Origin of the sequence: Vreelandella olivaria, from assembly GCF_023507745.1 — a bacterium.
GTDB lineage: Bacteria > Pseudomonadota > Gammaproteobacteria > Pseudomonadales > Halomonadaceae > Vreelandella > Vreelandella olivaria_A.
Genome location: NZ_JALPZO010000155.1, coordinates 129,476 through 147,459, shown reverse-complemented (window position 1 = coordinate 147,459; position 17,984 = coordinate 129,476). Strand labels below are relative to the sequence as shown.

General features: G+C 55.6%; 16 protein-coding genes and 1 riboswitch. Of the genes, 3 read left to right on the top strand and 13 right to left on the bottom strand.

Features of this window, described 5'->3' with window-relative positions; all coding sequences use genetic code 11:
• Positions 1 to 2 precede the first annotated feature (2 nt).
• The 9 genes from HP566_RS18920 to epmB form a co-directional block, all read right to left on the bottom strand.
• Positions 3 to 716: a hypothetical protein gene (locus HP566_RS18920; RefSeq protein WP_249978866.1), complete on the bottom strand. Its 714-nt coding sequence runs from the start codon at positions 714 to 716 to the stop codon at positions 3 to 5.
• Positions 713 to 1,792 (bottom strand): isopenicillin N synthase family dioxygenase, encoded by a 1,080-nt coding sequence (locus HP566_RS18915; RefSeq protein WP_249978865.1) that lies wholly within the window; start codon positions 1,790 to 1,792, stop codon positions 713 to 715. Before HP566_RS18915 ends, HP566_RS18920 begins: the two co-directional genes overlap by 4 nt.
• Complete coding sequence (uca, locus tag HP566_RS18910) at positions 1,789 to 5,424, bottom strand: urea carboxylase (RefSeq protein WP_249978864.1); 3,636 nt, start codon at positions 5,422 to 5,424, stop codon at positions 1,789 to 1,791. Before uca ends, HP566_RS18915 begins: the two co-directional genes overlap by 4 nt.
• Before the next feature lie 266 nt (positions 5,425 to 5,690).
• Positions 5,691 to 6,332, bottom strand: coding sequence for an urea amidolyase associated protein UAAP2 (locus tag HP566_RS18905; protein ID WP_249978863.1), 642 nt, complete (start codon positions 6,330 to 6,332; stop codon positions 5,691 to 5,693).
• Positions 6,333 to 6,342: 10 nt separating this feature from the next.
• Positions 6,343 to 7,065 carry an urea amidolyase associated protein UAAP1 gene (locus HP566_RS18900; RefSeq protein ID WP_249978862.1) on the bottom strand — a complete coding sequence of 241 codons (723 nt, stop codon included), beginning with the start codon at positions 7,063 to 7,065 and terminating at the stop codon, positions 6,343 to 6,345.
• Positions 7,062 to 7,856, bottom strand: a complete 795-nt coding sequence (locus HP566_RS18895; RefSeq protein WP_249978861.1) for an ABC transporter ATP-binding protein — start codon at positions 7,854 to 7,856, stop codon at positions 7,062 to 7,064. The genes HP566_RS18900 and HP566_RS18895 overlap by 4 nt, the downstream gene beginning before the upstream one ends.
• Positions 7,853 to 8,680: an ABC transporter permease gene (locus tag HP566_RS18890; protein WP_249978860.1), complete on the bottom strand. Its 828-nt coding sequence runs from the start codon at positions 8,678 to 8,680 to the stop codon at positions 7,853 to 7,855. Before HP566_RS18890 ends, HP566_RS18895 begins: the two co-directional genes overlap by 4 nt.
• Before the next feature lie 59 nt (positions 8,681 to 8,739).
• Entirely contained in the window at positions 8,740 to 9,816 is a 1,077-nt protein-coding gene (locus HP566_RS18885) for a putative urea ABC transporter substrate-binding protein (RefSeq protein WP_249978859.1), read from the bottom strand.
• Between the two features lie 57 nt (positions 9,817 to 9,873).
• A riboswitch (guanidine-I (ykkC/yxkD leader) is annotated at positions 9,874 to 9,996 on the bottom strand.
• A gap of 317 nt (positions 9,997 to 10,313) precedes the next feature.
• Complete coding sequence (epmB, locus tag HP566_RS18880) at positions 10,314 to 11,336, bottom strand: EF-P beta-lysylation protein EpmB (RefSeq protein WP_249978858.1); 1,023 nt, start codon at positions 11,334 to 11,336, stop codon at positions 10,314 to 10,316.
• A gap of 105 nt (positions 11,337 to 11,441) precedes the next feature.
• Here epmB and efp point away from each other — a divergent pair, with 105 nt between their 5' ends.
• Together efp and epmA are read left to right on the top strand one after the other, a co-directional pair.
• Positions 11,442 to 12,008: an elongation factor P gene (gene efp / locus HP566_RS18875; protein WP_249978857.1), complete on the top strand. Its 567-nt coding sequence runs from the start codon at positions 11,442 to 11,444 to the stop codon at positions 12,006 to 12,008.
• Positions 12,009 to 12,107: 99 nt separating this feature from the next.
• Positions 12,108 to 13,088 carry an EF-P lysine aminoacylase EpmA gene (epmA, locus tag HP566_RS18870; protein WP_249978856.1) on the top strand — a complete coding sequence of 327 codons (981 nt, stop codon included), beginning with the start codon at positions 12,108 to 12,110 and terminating at the stop codon, positions 13,086 to 13,088.
• Between the two features lie 3 nt (positions 13,089 to 13,091).
• On the opposite strand, the gene asd is transcribed toward epmA, so the two are convergent.
• The 3 genes from asd to rsgA all read right to left on the bottom strand — a co-directional run bounded on the left by asd (position 13,092) and on the right by rsgA (position 16,030).
• Positions 13,092 to 13,925 carry an archaetidylserine decarboxylase gene (asd, locus tag HP566_RS18865; RefSeq protein WP_249978855.1) on the bottom strand — a complete coding sequence of 278 codons (834 nt, stop codon included), beginning with the start codon at positions 13,923 to 13,925 and terminating at the stop codon, positions 13,092 to 13,094.
• Between the two features lie 218 nt (positions 13,926 to 14,143).
• Positions 14,144 to 14,986, bottom strand: a complete 843-nt coding sequence (locus HP566_RS18860; protein WP_249978854.1) for a sulfurtransferase — start codon at positions 14,984 to 14,986, stop codon at positions 14,144 to 14,146.
• A gap of 24 nt (positions 14,987 to 15,010) precedes the next feature.
• Positions 15,011 to 16,030 carry a small ribosomal subunit biogenesis GTPase RsgA gene (rsgA, locus tag HP566_RS18855; RefSeq protein WP_249978853.1) on the bottom strand — a complete coding sequence of 340 codons (1,020 nt, stop codon included), beginning with the start codon at positions 16,028 to 16,030 and terminating at the stop codon, positions 15,011 to 15,013.
• A 146-nt stretch (positions 16,031 to 16,176) separates the two neighbouring features.
• On the opposite strand from rsgA, the gene orn reads away from it, so the two are divergent.
• Positions 16,177 to 16,767, top strand: a complete 591-nt coding sequence (gene orn / locus HP566_RS18850; RefSeq protein WP_249978852.1) for an oligoribonuclease — start codon at positions 16,177 to 16,179, stop codon at positions 16,765 to 16,767.
• A 10-nt stretch (positions 16,768 to 16,777) separates the two neighbouring features.
• Here orn and queG read toward each other — a convergent pair whose 3' ends face one another.
• Complete coding sequence (queG, locus tag HP566_RS18845; RefSeq protein WP_249978851.1) at positions 16,778 to 17,899, bottom strand: tRNA epoxyqueuosine(34) reductase QueG; 1,122 nt, start codon at positions 17,897 to 17,899, stop codon at positions 16,778 to 16,780.
• Between the last annotated feature and the right edge of the window lie 85 nt (positions 17,900 to 17,984).

The window sequence follows — 17,984 nt, the reverse complement described above, 5'->3', positions numbered from 1 at the left end:
GTTCAATTCGGTGGTATCTCGGAATATATTTTGTGTTCATTGACTACCGTAACTCGGCGTCCCACCCGCCATGGATGCGTGGATAGCAGGATGTTCCAGCCGTCGTGGCTGCGCTGCATATAGTCGAACCGTAGGCTGGCGCGCCAGCGCAGGGTGTCGTCGGCGGCATCCGCCAGCGGCAGAAACAGGTTTTCGGTGTTGGCTGCCAGGGGGCGAGGGGTAATTGCAATAGCGTGATCGCCGATCTCTAGCCAGCGCAGTTGCCCCTGCTCATCCGTATGTATCACTTCCCTGGCGGGCTGACGAGTAAGCCGCTGCCAATGCTCCACGTAGCATCCGGTAGGGTGTCGCTCCTCTATTATGTTGTCATCCATCCAAATTAGTTGGCCTACATCCCGTTCCAGGCTGGGGCAGAGATCTTGAAAGCGGTGCCAGGTGCATACACTTCCTTCAATCTGGGTGATGCCGGCAAAGGCAGTGAGGCTTGCCAGCCACTCAAGCTGATGCCTGTCGCATGCCTCTAAGCAGGTAATGCCCGTAAAATCAGGACCATTAGTAGGTAGGCGCAGGTCGGCATGCCATTGTTTACCCTGTAGCCAAGCCACCCGCGTGGTGGTGTCTGCCCGGTGATGAGGTGGACTGGCCGGTTCGGCATACCGTGTGCGCTGCCAAGCGCCTTGATAGCGACCAGGAACCACCGGTAGGTGAATACTCATTCCTTCGGTTCCTTATCATGTTGTTCCTTGCGTTTGCCATGCTGCCCAAGGCTACCCACTGCGCGGGCACCTTCAGGCAGAGTAATGTCGCCGTGGGCCAAACGTTCGCGCAGGTATCGAAAGGTTTGAATGGTTTGGGCGTATAGGTGGTCACCTGATTTCAGCGGGGGGTAGTTGGCCTGTCCATGGCGAGCAACCAGCTCGGTCAGTGGTTCAACTACCGTGTGGTAATCACAGGCGAAAAACAGTGGGAACGAGTAGCGCTCTTCTTTCACTTTGCGTACCCGGTGGGAGGTTGCCACAAACTCTCCATTGCTCCAGATTTCCAGCATATCGCCAATATTGACGATCAGCGCACCCTCCTGAAAAGGCACGTCAATCCATTCGCCTTTGCCATTCATCACCTCCAGCCCTGGTGCGGTGGGTAACAAAAGGGTAAAGCATTCGTAATCGGTATGAGCACCGATGCCCTGGGCGTCTTCGGCATCTGGATTGTACGGGTAGTGAATCAGCCGCAATTGGCTGGGTGGCTTGGTAACGTGGCTTAACAGTTTTTGCTCATCAAGTCCCAGCGCCAGTGAAAAACCACCCATCAGTGCGCGTCCCAACTGATAAGCAGCATCGTAATAGGCGGCGACAGGCTCGCGGAAGCCATCCAGGTCGGGCCAGGGGTTGGGGCCGAGCAGGGGTGTTCCTGCCATGACATCCGGGTCATCGCTGGTGAGTTCAAAGGCAAGGTCGAAAGCCTCTTTCATATCCGGTTTGGTCGGGTCCGGGGACTCTTCTCCTGGGGGAACATAGCCCCGGTGATGAGAGTAGCGGCCGATGTAGCGCTCCATTTTGGTTGCCTCCGGCTGAGCAAAAAAGCGTTTGGCCTGAGTGATCAGCCCATCGCGCAGGGCGTGATCAATCCCATGGCCCACCACTTGAAAGAAACCAACATCACGCGCTGCGCGGCCCAGCTGATTGGCTACCATTCGGCGCGCCAACTCGTCCCCATGGAGCAGGTCGTGAATATCAATCACTGGAATGTCCTGGAAATCTGCCAAGCGCTGGTCTGGGGTAGGGGAACTCATACGTTTGCCTCCTCTTTATTATTGGTGAGCACTAACAGCGGTTGTCCAGGTGCCACCGCTGCGCCTTCGGCTAGCGGCAGCCGGGTAATCCGGCCTGCGCAGTGAGCGGTGACTTCCACTTCCATCTTCATGGATTCCACCAGGGCCACGGGTTGGCCCGCAGTTATCTGTTCGCCCTCCTTAACCAGTAGTTTCCATAAGCTGCCAGTGACCGGGCTTTCAATCCCCAGTTCGTTATCGTTTAGTGTTTCTAGCTCGGTGCAGGCAGGTGCCTGGTCTTCAAAGGTGAATTGGCCGTTAGCCCGCCATGCAGCCATTTCAGCTTGAAAAGCCGCTTCCCTACGGGTACGGAAGGCATCAATCTCCTGGCTGTTTTTGTCTACTTCAGCTTGGTAGTCCGCCAGCCGGAAGCGAGCGGTTTCTATGCAGAGGTCATAGCGGCCGTGGGGGAAGTCCCGGCGAATTTGCTGTAGTTCATCGTGGCTGACTTCGTGGAAGCGCAACTGATCAAAAAAACGTAGTAGCCATGGGGTCTCAAAATGGGCTGTGGCACGGTAGCGGTTCCACATCTGTAGAGTGCGCCCCACGAACTGATAGCCACCGGGGCCTTCCATACCGTAAACACATAGATAAGCGCCGCCAATGCCCACAGAGTTTTCCGCTGTCCAGGTGCGGGCAGGGTTGTATTTGGTGGTGACCAGCCGTTGCTGCGGGTCCAGGGGCGTGGCGACCGGCGCGCCCAGATAAACGTCCCCCAGGCCCATCACCAGATAGCGGGCGTTAAATACGATGTCGCGTACTTCCTGCTCACTCTCCAGGGCGTTGATGCGGCGGATAAAGTCGAGGTTACTGGGACACCAGGGCGCATCGGGACGCACGCTGCGCTGGTATTTATCAATCGCTTCCTGGCAGGCGGGGTCATCCCAGGAGAGCGGTAGGTGTACCACGCGTGACTCCACTTCCAGGGATTCCACATCGGCCAGAGCCTGTTCGGCTTTTTGCAGGTGGGCGAGTAAGGCCTCAAGGCTCAGCTCCAGCGGTTCGTAGTGCACTTGGAGTGAGCGGATACCGGGGGTTAATTCCCGCAGCCCCGGTAACGAATGTTCACGTAACCACAGCATCCAGGCGTGTACCCGAAAGCGTAACGCGATATCCAGTTCCATTGGGCCGAACTCGATCAACAGAAAGTCATCTCCTGCGCGGCGGTAGACGATTCTTTCCCCTGCCTGTTCAGTGCTCACCTGATGCACAATGGGAGTGCCACGGGTTTGGCATGGTGTTATGGGGAGACATTGGGTAGACAGGCTCTCCAGCTCGGCAAGCTGGTGCTCCTCCAGTGCCCGGGCGGTGTCCAGGCTGACTGGCACGAAACGCACCTTGTCACCTGCGGTAAGCTGGCCAAGCTTCCAGCGCTCGGCGCGTACCACGGTGGCAGGGCAGACAAAACCGCCCAGCGAAGGGCCATCAGGGCCAAGTATCACCGGCATATCGCCGGTAAAGTCGATGGTGCCAAAAGCGTAGGCGTTATCGTGGATATTGGAGGGGTGCAGGCCTGCTTCGCCGCCATCTGCCCGTGCCCATTCAGGCCGTGGGCCAATCAGCCGTACGCCGGTACGGCTGGAGTTATAGTGTACTTCCCAGTCGTGGTCGAAAAAGCGCTCAATATCGTCGTCAGTGAAAAAGTCAGGCGCACCATGGGGACCGTACAGTACGGCGATTTTGGTGACCGTCTCAGCTTTATCGCCACCAATATGCGGGATCAGCGTGGCCTCCAGTTTAGCTGCGGGGGCAGGGCATAATGCAGGCAGGTCAAGCATATCGCCGCTACGCAGTGCCCGACCGGCATGACCACCAAATTGCCCCAGCGTAAAGGTGCTGCGGGAACCCAAATAGAGTGGGCATTGGATGCCACCACGAACCAGCACATACGCTCTTGCTCCACCGTTGACCTTGCCGAGCGCCAGGATACTTCCGGCTGGGATATCAATGATTTGCCAAAAATGGATTGGGCTATCATCCAGGGTGGCGGGCAGTTCGGCACCTGCCAGAACGATTTGTGTCGCCCGGTGAAAGCGCAATGTTGGGCCATTGAGGGTGATTTCGAGTCCGGCAGCATCCGCTGGGTTATCAAGCAGTCGGTTGCCGAGCCTAAACGACCAGTCGTCAAAGGGCCCCGAAGGGGGTACGCCCACATCCCAGTGGCCCTGGCGACCAGGGTAATCCTGAAGGGTCGTTAAGGTGCCAGGGGTTAGCACTTCAATGGCTGGTGGTTGCCATTCAAGGGTGGTGAGCCAGTGGGTGTCGATGTCTACCTGCTGGAAGCGTGGTGCACGCAGCACGTGGGCAAGCCAGCGACGATTAGTGGTAATGCCATACACCGATACTTCTTCCAGTGTGGTGGCCAGTTGTGTAATAGCAGCATCGCGGGTGGGGGCGTGAACCATTATTTTTGCCAGCATGGGGTCGAACAGCGCTGATACCTCAAGGCCTGCTTCGATAGCATGATCAATACGTAGGCCGTCACCCTCAGGGAAGGCTACTTCGGTAAGCAGCCCGGCGCTGGGACGAAAGTCATGGGCAGGGTCTTCAGCGTAGAGGCGTGCCTGCACTGCATGACCGGAGGGGGATAGTTTGTGAGTGAGCGCATTAAGGTCGGGTAGTTCGCCCGCGCCCAGGCGCACCATCCACTCGACAATATCGATGCCATATACCAGTTCGGTCACGCCATGCTCTACCTGCAGGCGGGTGTTCATCTCAAGGAAGTAGAAGTTTTCACGCTCGGTGTCGTAAATGAATTCGACAGTGCCTGCGCTGCGGTAGTGAACCGCTTTACCTAGCTGAACCGCCGTGGCGTGCAATGCCTGACGCAAAGTTTCCGGCAGGTTGGGGGCAGGGCACTCTTCAAGCACTTTTTGATGACGGCGCTGGGTAGAGCAGTCGCGCTCGCCGAGTGCCACCACGTTGCCTTGACCGTCACCAAACAGTTGTACTTCCAGGTGGCGGGCGCAGGCGATATAGGCTTCAAGAAATACGCCGCTATCGCCAAAGTTGCGCTCGCCCAGGCCTTTGACCGATTCGTATGCGCGCGCAAGTTCAGTTGGGGATTGGCATACCTGCATACCGATACCACCGCCACCGGCGGTGGATTTAAGCATCACCGGGTAGCCGATCCGCTCGGCGCAGGCCTTAGCTTCATCGCTGCTTCCCAGCAAATCTGAGCCGGGCACCAGCGGCACACCTGCCAGCTTGGCCAGGGCGCGTGCTTCGTGCTTGAGGCCAAACTGTTTAATCTGTTTTGCGGTGGGGCCTAGAAAAGTGAGTCCGGCGGCGTCGCAGGCGGTAATAAAGCGGGTGTTTTCCGAGAGGAAACCGTAGCCGGGATGCACTGCCTGAGCACCGCTTTGCTTGGCAATAGCGATTAGTTTATTGATATCGAGATAGGTATCGCTGGCGTTCCCTTCACCCAGGGAGTAGGCCTCATCTGCCTGATGTACATAGGGAGCATCGCGGTCGGCATCTGCATATACCACCACGCTGCCCACACCGAGTTTTTTTAGAGTGCGTAAAATGCGGGCGGTAACGGCGCCCCTATTGGCAATCAATACTTTGCTAAACGTTTTATTGATGGACATAGTGTTGTCTGCAAACCTGAGCGTATGGACAATGGCGGGCCGTCCCGCGGGTTGCTTGGCCAACTAGGGTCGTCCCCAGGGCTTTCCAAGTGCTCTTTGCCAAGTCAGTAGAGTCGCGAAAACGCTGTTAACCCATCCATGGGTGCTCGGCTTTTCCATCTGACCGCCATGGATGGCGGGAATGCCGGAATTGCATGGAGCTCTTTCCGGCCCTGAAAAAGACGTTTCGCTTACTCTCCTGACTTGTCCGGCACTCAATCTCCATTTCAACTTGCCCAAACCAACAGCTCGATAGGCGTGGGGTTGTAGCCGTTGCAGGGGTTGTTGAGCTGGGGGCAGTTGGAGACCAGTACGATCACATCCATCTCGGCGACCATTTCCACATACTTGCCCGGCGCGGAGATACCGTCTTCGAAGGTCAGCCCGCCATCGGCAGTCACCGGCACGTTCATAAAGAAATTGATGTTGTGGGTGATGTCCCGCTTGGTCAGACCATACTCCGGGTGGTTGGCAATCGCCTGCATCCAGTTATCGCGACAAGAGTGCATATGGCGCTTTTCCAGATCGTAGCGCACGGTGTTGCTTTCGCTGGCGCAGGCACCTCCCAAGGTATCGTGACGGCCGCACGTGTCGGCGGTAATCGTCAACATGGTGCGACCTTCGCTGGAGATCAGCCTGGAACCTGCCGTCAGGTAAACCGCTCTCTGTTCGCGAACGGTGTCCATGGCACTGTAGCGCTCGGCGGTATCCGCGGCGTTGAAGAACAGCGTGTCGGCAGCCTGGTTGCCCTCTAAATCGAGAATGCGCAGGGTTTGGCCGCGCTTGACGGTGCTGATGTAGTGATCACCTGCATTAACCGTGGTACGGGTCAGGGCGTTTTCAGGACGTAGTGTGCTTTCGATAATCATGGTGTCCCTCTTATAAGCCGAGGTGGTAGAGGCGATTATTAGCGAAGCCGCGGGCGTTTTCCGGGCGCGAGCGGTAGCAGGGGTCGTCTTCAGTAGGTGGTTCAGCGGTGCCTAGTGCGATATCGACGCCACGACGTGGGTACTCAGCGCTGGGGTCCTGTGGGTGAGGGCAGGTGTGCAGCAGGACGAGGGTGTCCATTTCAAACCGCAGCGTGATGCTGTTGCCTGGCTGACAGTGTCCAGGCACATAGCGCAGCGTACCCTGGTCATCACTTTCGACTCTGGAGAACAGGTTGAGATTGGCCGCCATATCCCGGCGGCCAAGGCCATACTTGGCGAGTTCGACCAAAAAGGCGTCGAAGCCGGTGCGGGTCCAGTCGTTATGAGCCTGCTGGTAGCTGACTGGTTGCCAGCCTTTCTCCAGCAGATGATGGGGCATCAGGTTTCCGCTAACGCTATCGTGCCAGCCAAGGTCGTCATGGGTAATAGACGCAAAGATGCGTCCCATATCCGAGTAAAGACAGTGGCCCTGGGTAAGCTTAAAGGTGTGCTGACACTTTAAGGTGTCAGGCAGGTTCAAGCGTTCCAGCAGATTTTCAGGGTTGTAACATAGCAGCCCGACATTGCTGTCGACCGCTTGGGCGGTCAATGTCAGCGTGGTGCCACGGCGTAGCCGCAGTGACCAGTGATGACCACCGGGCAAGTGAGTGGTGTAGCTCGGCTCGCTATTCATGAAAACGTCTCCTCGGTGAATGTTTGCAGGCAGCCGTGGTGTAGTGCTTCCTTGAAAGCCGCTGAGGGCTGATCCTGGGAGATAGGTAGGTCGTAAGTGATGGTGGCGCCGTATGCTTCCGGGGCCTGGGGGTCGTGGCGAGTCTTATCAAAGACCCAGAGCCGGGTGCCCAGTGCAAAGGCCTCTTTAAGATCGTGAGTGATCATAAAGATCGTTAGCTGCTGCTCCTGCCAAAGGCGTGCGATCAAGCCGTGCATATCCTGCCGAATACCGGGGTCAAGCGCCCCAAAAGGTTCGTCCAGCAGTAGCATGCGTGGCCGCATCATTAGTGCTTGAGCAATAGCCAGGCGCTGCTGCATACCGCCGGAGAGTTCATGAGGATATTTATGAAGCGCGTGGCCTAGGCCAACTTCATCAATACGTGCGCGGGCGTTATCTATTGCGCGGCGTTTGGCGGCACCGAAACTTTTTCCCAGTAGCTTGGCACTGTTCAGCTCTTCAGCAATCATCACGTTGCCCAGCACGGTCAAGTGCGGGAATACGGAGTACTTTTGGAACACCACGCCGCGGTCGGGGCCAGGCTCATTGGGTATGGGCTGGCCATCCAGTAGTAAGCTGCCTTTTGAAAGATTTTCGGTGCCCAGCAGCATTTTTAGAAAGGTGGTTTTGCCGCATCCTGAGGCGCCCACCAACGTGACAAATTCGCCGGGTTCAACACTGAAGTTGAGGTTTTCCAACACCACATGGTGGCCGTAGTGTTTTTCCAGCCGCTTGGCAGAAAGCAGACTCATGATTTGTCTCCTTCACCAGCGTGATACCAGGGGAAGGCAAGACGTGATACCCAGGCCAGCAATTGATCCAGCAGGAACGCCAACAGGGTAATCCATGCCACGTAGGGCAGGATCACATCCATGGAGAGGTAGCGGCGAACCAGAAAAATACGATAGCCAAGACCTTCCTGAGCGGCGATAGCTTCGGCGGCAATTAGAAACAGCCAGGCGCTGCCAAGTGCCAAACGAGTGGCGTTTAATAACCTGGGCGTTAGCTGTGGTAGCAGAACCCTTAGTAGCACTTGCCAGGAGCTGGCCCCCAGAGTTTGTGCCTTGATTAATTGTTCGTCGGGAAGCCGCAGGGCATGGCCCTGAAGATCACGAATAAGGAACGGCGTCACCCCAATGACGATGAGGGCAATTTTAGACGCTTCACCGGTACCAAAGGCGATGAATAGAATCGGCAGTATTGCCATCGGTGGGATCAGGGAGGCAACGGTCACTAAAGGTGATAATTTGGCGCGGATCAGCGGAATGCCGCCATTCAATATGCCGACCACAAGCCCAATCAGGGCACTGATGCCAATGCCGATGAGTAGGCGTTCGAGGCTGGCAAAGGTATCTGTCCACAACACAATCTGGCCGGTACGAACGTTTTCTGCCGTGGCGAGATGATGAAACGATTGCGCCATAGTGGCTGGCGTAGGCAGTAAGCGATCATTGGGGTTTTCAGCCAATCGCGCGTTAGAGAGGCTTAGGTAAAGCATGCCCAACAATAAAAATGGCACGAAGCCGAGCAGCCAGCGGCCGCCACGGGGAGGCGTCAGGTTTATCAAGCGCTTCATGGCAATATCCATAGGTGATGAGAACAGAGAGCGGTCTTGAAACCGCTCTTTTGTGGTAACTACTGAGCGTCGAGATAAGCTTGTGTAAAGCTTGGGTCGAAGCGCAGTTTTATGTTGCCTTCATCACCAAAAACGCCACTGGGGGTTTCGATTCCCACCACATTTGCATTCGGCGCCATATCCCCTAACAGGCCATGTTCGAAGCTGAATTCAGCCACCCGCTCCATGGTATCGAGCAGATCGCTGCTTTCCATCAGCTCAATGGCCTCAGCAGGATCGGTATAAAGGTAGGTTGCCGCTAGCTGCTGCCGGTAGCCTTCCACATCGGTGCCTGCGGCATCTGCCATGATGCTCAGTGCGTGTTCATCGTCAGCTTCCACCAAGCCCATTACCTCGTACCATGCGCCTACCAGGGCATGACCAAGGGCGGGGTTGTCCGCCAGGGTCTGAGTGTTAACGACCATCATGTCGAGTATTTCACCGGGAATTTCCGCCGAGGTATACACCACATGGCTGTCGGGCATATCAGCGATAGCGCTGAGTTGTGGGTTCCAGGCAGCCACTGCCTCAGTGGTTGCGCTGGAGAAGAGTCCCACAATGTCCGCATCTGAGGTATTGACCGTTTCAATATCACGTTCGGTCAGGCCAACGCTTTCCAGAGCACGGGCCAGGAAATAGTGTGAAACGCTGAACTGAACAAGGTTGACCTGGCGCCCGGCAATATCGGCAAGATCATCGCTACCTTTGAGGACAATGCCATCGTTGCCATTGGAGTAGTCGTTAATAATAAGTGCGGTGGAGTCAACGCCGCTGGCGGCTGGGATGGTCAGGGCGTCCATATTGGTCATGGCGCAGCCATCTACATTGCCTGAAGTGAACTGGTTAATGGACTCTACATAGTCGTTAACTTGTATCACGTCGATATTGATACTGTATTGGCCAGCCCATTTATCAACGACCCCTTCAATATCTGCATAGGCCCAGGGCATCCAGCCAGCGTAGATCGACCAGCATACGCTGAAGTCATCGCGTTCCTGGGCTTGAATGGGAGTGACAGCAAAAGTGGATGCCAGCAGCGTGGCAGACAGTGTGGATAATGTCAGCGTTTTCGGAGAGATGCGATTGGCAAGGGTCATAACAGCCTCCAGCGGCTAAGAGTAAACTCGGGGGCATCGGCGCATCACTGCACCTTATCCTCCCGGGCTTTTATCCCGCCGTGTAACCTCGCGCCTTGGCGTTAGGTCGATTGCTCTCGGACCAGCCACGTCCATCAGGGGCGTTACATTGATGGCGTCGGAACCCTAGCGATCTATTGGAAACTGAATTGTGTGGCAGCGTAAGCGGCCAATACCCCATGTATTGCACTATTCCTCAAAGCAAAATAGTGGCCTATTAGCAAAAAAATATTGAGATTTAACTGCTTGCAGAATTTCTTTATTGGCTTACCAGATGAAACTTGAGGATTGGGTGTGCAGTAATGGTGCGCTGTGTTGCAGAGTGCACGGTCATGGACCGTTACCGGTTTTTATGGCAACCGCGAGAGTGCTTGCAGGGGCATCGACAGAGCGTTTGGGAGTGCATGATGGATGGAACAGGGTCGTCTTCACGACGACCTGTCATCAGCTTGTTGTGTTCACAGGGGGGTCTTACTGGTCCGGCCGGGCACTTCACGTACCAGGCGCGGCATTAGAAAGCCCGGTAAGTGTTCCAGTAAGCGACTGACCAATGCTTTGGCTTCCTCATCGGGTACATCGAAGTGGGCGGCACCCTGTACCGGATCAACCACATGCAGATAATAAGGCAGTACACCTGCGGCGAATAAGCGCTCCGAAAGCTGGGCCAACGTGGCAACACTGTCATTAATGCCTTTCAGTAGCACGCTTTGGTTGAGTAGGGTTACGCCCGCTTGTTTTAAGCGCTGGCAGGCGTCTACCACGGCTTGATCAATTTCGTTGGGGTGATTGATGTGGAGTACCACCACCTTTTGTAAACGGGTGCTGGCAAGCCAGCCAAGTAACATCTCATCAATCCGGTCTGGAATCACCACCGGCAACCGTGTGTGAATGCGCAGCCGTTTAATATGCGGAATGCTTTCAAGCTGCTCAACGAGCCATGCCAGCTGGCGGTCGCTGGCGGCCAGTGGGTCGCCACCGGAAAGGATGGCTTCGTGAATGGTGGGATCATTATGCAGATAAGCCAGCGCTTCCTGCCATTGACTTCGTGATGGCGAGTTATCGCTATAGGGAAAGTGGCGGCGAAAGCAGTAACGGCAGTTGATCGCACAGGCCGGGCTGGCGATGAGTAGCACGCGTCCTGGGTACTTGTGAATCAAGCCTTTCGCTGGTCGGTGGGCAGCCTCTTCCAGTGGATCGACCACATAGCCGGATACTACCTGCGCTTCTTTACTGGTAGGCAGCACCTGGCGTAACAGTGGGTCATCCGGATTGTTGGGGGCTATGCGCGAAAGATAGGCTTCTGGTACGCAGATCTCAAACAGCTGGTGCCCCTCCTGTGCGCCGGGTTGCCACTGGTCACTTAGCCCAAGCCGTTGGCACAGGGAGATAGGGTCGCGAATCGCCCGGGAAAGCTGCTGTTGCCAAGAGGGTGATACCTGGGCAGCGGCGTGCTTACCAGCGATAATAATGTTCTCCTGCAAAAAGCCCTCCTTCGGGTTATCATGCGCGCACTCATTTAAGAACGATATCTATAGCGAGGCGTGGCTTCGCGCATCACATACTGTAATAGATAATTGAGAGGCAATATGGCGAACTATTCTACCAATGAATTCAAGGGCGGTTTGAAAGTAATGCTCGACGGCGATCCCTGCTCGATTGTCGAGAACGAGTATGTGAAGCCGGGTAAGGGCCAGGCGTTCAACCGCGTTAAACTGCGTAACCTGATGACAGGACGTGTGTGGGAGCGCACCTTTAAGTCCGGTGAGTCTCTTGAAGGCGCCGATGTCATGGAATTAGAGATGGAATATCTCTATACCGATGGTGAAATGTGGCACTTTATGAAAACCGATGGCTCGTTTGAGCAGTATGCGGTTGAGAAAAAAGCGCTGGGGGACACTGAAAAGTGGCTAAAAGAGCAAGCAGCTTATACCGTTACCTTGTGGAATGATAATGCTATTGCGGTAGCGGCGCCGAACTTCATCGAACTTGAGGTGGTGGAAACTGATCCAGGTTTGAAGGGCGATACTGCGCAAGGCGGCTCCAAGCCTGCTACGCTCTCTTCAGGTGCTGTTGTGCGCGTACCGCTGTTTATCAATCAGGGTGAAGTATTGAAGATTGATACGCGCTCTGGCGAGTACGTCTCCAGGGCTTGAGCTGCGATGGACGAAAAGCGGTGAATGTGCCGCTAAAGTATATGTTTTATAAAGCCACGCGATAATCATGCGTGGCTTTATTACGTTAGGGAGAGAGTGATGACGGCAAGCTGGCAGCCGACAGCGGATATGGAAACGCTACGCGCGCGCGCGCGTTTGATCGCTAAAGTGCGGGCCTTTTTTGTAGAGCGGGACGTGCTGGAAGTGGAAACGCCGATTTTGGGGCAGGGAGGGAGCACGGATGTACATCTTGTCTCACTTGCAACGTTGGCGCGAACCGGTAGAGGGCAGCGTAAATTATGGCTGCAAACCTCTCCGGAATTTCATATGAAGCGCCTGCTGGCGGCGGGTAGCGGCCCCATTTTTCAGCTTGCCAAAAGCTTTCGTGATGGTGAGGTTGGAGCCCGGCATAATCTCGAATTTACCATGCTGGAGTGGTATCGCCCTGGTTTTTCTCTGGCGAAGCTGATCGATGAAACCACCACACTGGTGGCAAATGTGTTGCCCAGTTATGCCGGGCCGGTCACCCATTATCGTTACCGGGAGTTATTTCATACCCATTTGGCGATAGACCCTTTTACCACCTCCCTTGAAATGCTGCGGTCTTTGGCGGCGGAACATGGCCAGATGCCAGCCAAATCGTTGGCGGGGGAGAGTCGGGATACCTGCCTGGATTTATTAATGAGTATGGTGATTGAGCCACGCCTGGGCCAGCATGAACTGAGTGTTGTGGTGGACTACCCGGCCAGTCAGGCGGCATTGGCTCGTCGCCATCAGGATGCCGATGGGGAGTGGGTGGCTTCACGTTTTGAGCTGTATCTGAACGGTATAGAGCTGGCTAACGGTTATGACGAGTTGACGGATGCGGAAGAGCAACGTTTACGGTTTACCGAGGATAACGCCGAACGGTGTCGGTTGGGGCTGACAGAGGTCGATATGGATGAACAGCTGTTGGCGGCGTTGGAGAGCGGTATGCCGGAGAGTGCCGGTGTCGCGTTGGGGTTGGATCGGTTGATTCAACTGGCGCTGGGTAAGGCACGCCTGGAAGACGTGCTTACGTTCTCTACGCCGAACTGCTGACGATTAGAGATCGCCCAGAGTTTGGCCCATTTGCACCATGCTTCCCAAGGCGTGATTTTGGAAGGTGATCGGGTTGGCGAAGCACATTACGACAGTGGAGCCAAGCTTGAAGCGCCCCATTTCGCTGCCTCTTGCCAAAGTGACCGGCTGCCCAAAGCGCATGCGTTGGGGGTGGCCGGAAAGTGGGGTTATCTGGCCCGCCCAAACGGTCTCAATGGCCGCTACAATCATTGCACCGACCAGTACCATCGCCATGGAGCCATGCTCGGTATCAAAAATACATACCAGGCGCTCATTGCGGGCGAATAGGCCTGGTACATGATTCGCAGTTGCCTGATTGACCGAGAATAACCGTCCTGGAACGTAGATCATTTCCCGGAGTATTCCCGTCATCGGCATATGTACCCGGTGGTAGTCGCGTGGGGAAAGGTAGACCGTGGCAAAGCTACCTCCCAGAAACTCTTCGGCTAGATCAGTGCAGCCGCCCAGTAGTGTCTGGGCAGAGTAAGTGTGGCCTTTGGCTTGCACCAGTTGGCCTGCCGTCAGGCGTCCGTACTGGGAAAGCGTGCCATCCGCAGGGCTTAGCAAACCTTCACCCAGCGGACGGGCATCTACTGTTAATGCACGGGTAAAGAAGTCGTTAAACGTCGCGTATGCTGTGGGGTCTGGCTCCAGTGCCTGACTCATATCCACATTGAAGCGTTTGATAAACGCCTTGATTAAGGTGTTTTTCACCCAAGGGTTATCGCATTGAGCGACCTTGCCTGTCAGGCGCGAGAGCGCATGCTGTGGCAGTGGGTATTGAAGTAACGAAAAGGCTTTTTGGGAAAGAGTCACAATAATATCTTCGTAGCAGTGGCTAAAAGCCTAAATGAGCGGCTCTGTGCAAGAACAGGTTTCCGCGAGGGCGCTGTAAACCCGTCCTTGGGTGCTACTTTTGCCATCCATGGCAAAAGACCCTCGCTTCAACCTGTTCTCGCACGACGTTATCCGAGGCCGTGTAAACATTCCTTCCTAACAACGTTAGTCCTTACGGGATAGCACTTTATTGAGAGTTACTTCTCAATTGGTGTGTCGTCGCGGTTGCCCCATTCGCCCCAGGAACCGGCATAGCCACGCATATTAAACCCCAGTGCCTTGCCAACCAGCCAGGTAAAGCTGCTGCGGTGGTGGCTTTGGCAGTGAGTGGCAATTTCCATTTCAGGCGTTAGGCCGAGAGCGCCAAGTTCGGTCATGAGTTCGGCGTAGTCGCGGATGCGCAGGGCACGGTTGCGGTCCATGGCGTTAAGCCAATCCATGTTGACGGCACCGGGGATATGACCAAGATGCCTGTTGTTGCCACGCTCGCCATCATATTCTGCTTTAGAACGGGCATCCCACACCGCGAATTGTTTGTCGTTGAGCTTTTCTTTTATCTCATCGCAAGTAATTGCTACCTGTGGATTAAGGATATCGGCATGGTAGTCGCTCGGTGTGGGCGCTGTTGGCTCGGTGCTCTCCTGAAGACCGGCATCCCGCCAGGCATGAATGCCACCATTCAGGTAGGAGTAGCGGGTATGTCCAATCAATTCCAGTGTCCAAAGCAAGCGTGCTGCCCAGCCACCGCCTTCGTCGTCGTAAGCCACCACATGCCTGTCCCGTGTCAGGCCCAGGGCACTGAACAGCCGTGAAAGTACCTCAACATCAGGCACATCGTTTGGCACTGGCCCCTCGCCTCTCATCAGGTAGCGAAAGTCCAGGTGGATGGCGCCCGGAACATGGCCCTGACGGTAGCTGTCGCCATTCACTGGCACATCAATAATGAGTAGCTGAGGGTCGTCCAGGTGCTCTTGAAGTTGTTCCGGCTCGATAATTAGCGGCAGTAGGTTGGTTTCCGACGAGTGGCTTGCGGTGTTCATGTTCGGCCCCCTAAACAGATTAGGTTATGCATTTAAGCTATCGAGAATACGCCGATAGCTGGCAAAGCGTTCTGGATGAATCTTGCCTGCCTCCACCGCTTTGAGTAAAGCACAGCCGGGTTCGTTGCGATGACGACAGTCGCGGAAGCGGCAGTGGCCAATAAACGGGTGAAATTCGATAAATCCATCGGTAACTTCCTGCTCGTCCAGATGCACCAGGCCAAACTCGCGGATGCCTGGGGAATCGATCAGTTCGCCGTTCGTCACTTCCTCACTGCGCATGGCGTATAGCCTCGCGGTGGTCGTGGTGTGTGTACCTTTACGCGAATCCTCAGACAGTGCACCAATACGCAGGGTTTCATCGGGTAGTAGCAGGTCAATCAGTGATGATTTGCCTACACCGCTCTGGCCCACAAATACTGAGGTGCGCCCCTCCAGCTGTTGGCGTAGTTCGTCCAGCCCGGCTTCACTGGCAGTGGTGGTGCGCACCACCGGATAGCCCAGGGAGCGATAGCGCTCTAACAGACGACCGAGTTTGCCGCCATCTTTCGGTAGCAGATCGGTTTTGTTGAGTACCAGTACAGGGGTAATGCCGGTGGCTTCTGCGGCCACCAGATAGCGATCAATGAGGTTGGGATGGGGGGCTGGCTCGACGGCGAATACGATCAACAATTGATCAATATTAGCGGCGACCGGTTTGAGTTGGCCGCGCGGATCAGGTCGCTTAAGCACGCTATCGCGCTCTTCCCGCGCCACCACGACACCAGAACCGTCCTGCCCCGCCCTCCAAATAACCCGGTCGCCGGTGACCATGCCGTCCAGGTTGGCGCGCAGGTGGCAGCGAACAGGCGTGCCATTGGCATCACGTACTTCCAGTGTGCGACCAAAATGCGCCATTACCCGGCCTGGCTGTTCGGGGCCATATTCACCCGCAGAGAGTTTTTCGGCATCCTGCGCGTCGCGCTTTTCAGCACGCTGGGCGCGTTCGGCCTGAATCTTCTCTACACGCCAGCGCTGCTGGCGGCTTAATTTACGTTTGCTCATGACCACCCGATGCTCGGTACAATGGTGGCATTGTACCCATCTGGGCGGCCCACTGTCCTGTATAGGGTGCTGGTTAGGGTAATATAAGCCACACTTTTACTTCATTCGTCATGTTGAATGACGATTCTGGTCAAGGAATCAAAGCAATGAGTGAGCAAGTTGCACAAGCCGCCACGCCCCGTGATGATCTGTTAGTCTGGATCGATTTGGAGATGACCGGCCTGGAGCCAGATAAAGAGCGCATTATCGAAGTGGCGACTCTGATCACCGATGCCCAGCTAACGGTAGTGGCAGAAGGGCCAGTGATTGCCGTTAAACAGCCCGACAGCCTGCTGGATAAAATGGATGACTGGAATCAAAAGACGCACGGGGAGTCAGGTCTGATAGCCCGTGTGAAGGCGAGCACGGTGACAACTGCCGAAGCCGAGCAGCAAACCCTCGACTTTCTGCGCCAATACGCTGTCGCAGGCTCTTCGCCCATGTGTGGCAACAGTATCCATCAGGACCGCCGCTTTCTGGAGCGGGAAATGCCTGAGCTTTGGGCTTTCTTTCACTATCGCAATCTCGATGTCTCTACGGTCAAGGAGTTGGCGAAGCGCTGGAATCCGGGCGCACTGGAAGGCTTTAAAAAACAGAATGTTCATTTGGCAATGGATGATATTAAAGAATCGATTGCTGAGCTTGCCCACTACCGCAGTACGTTTTTGAAACTCGCTGCCGAAAACGGTGATAAGTAAGCGTTAGCGGCTATTGCGCTGTTGGTGGAGTAGTTGCGATACGTGCTTCCCGCTTGATGCGCTGCTCCTCCAATGCCCACTCCACATGCTCACGCACCAGAGGGCTGGGATAAGCCCGGCGTGCCCACAGTGCTGCTTCTACGGCCTCGCTCCATGGCGCGTTACCCAGGCCAACCGCAATATTGCGTAGCCAGCGTTCGTAGCCAATGCGACGAATGGGACTGCCCGCTGTTTTATCCAGAAACTCTGCCTCGCCCCAGGTAAACAACTGAATAAGCGAAGTGCGGTCAAGGTCGTGACGCGGGTAAAAGTCCGTCTCCTGGGTGGTGTTGGTAAAACGGGTGAAGGGGCACACCAACTGGCAGTCATCGCAGCCATATACGCGATTCCCCATGGCCCGGCGAAACTCGATGGGGATAGCGCCATGCAGCTCAATCGTCAGGTAAGAGATGCACTTGCGGGAGTCCACGACTTTATCGTCCACAATCGCGCCGGTAGGGCAGGCGCTGCGGCAGGCGTTGCAGCTACCGCAATGCTCATGGGCAAAAGGCTCATCCACCGGCAGGGGGAGGTCGGTATACAGTTCACCCAGAAAAAACAGTGAGCCGGCTTTGGGGTTAAGCAGCATGGCGTTTTTGCCAAACCAGCCAAGCCCCGCCTTTTGTGCCAGGGCGCGCTCCATCACGGGAGCGGAATCCACGAAGGCGCGATAGCCGAACCCACCCACTTGCTGGTCAATTTTTTTTGCCAGTAATGCTAAGCGTTTGCGGATTAATTTGTGATAATCGCGCCCCAGGGCATAGCGGGAGATGTAGGCGCGCTGGGGTTGACCCAGCACTTTGGCACTCTCTACTTCGGCAGGTAGATAATCCATGCGCACGCTGATAACACGCTGTGTACCCGGTTCCAGCTCTTCCGGGCGGGTACGCTTCGTGCCATGTATGGTCATAAAGCCCATTTCGCCGTGATAGCCTTTATCCAGCCACGTATTCAGGCGTGCCTCATGGGCCTCCAATTGGGTATCCGTAATGCCCACTTGCTGAAAGCCAAGCTCACGACCCCAGGTCTTAATGAGGCCAGCAAGGTGTAAGAGGTCGTCACTTGATAATGAAAAGGTGGTGGAACGTGGCATTGTCAGTCAACGGTAGCGCTTCAAGCGCGCTATGCTAACTCATAAGTTGCCATGACAACACGCTGCCAATAAATAGATAAAGGAG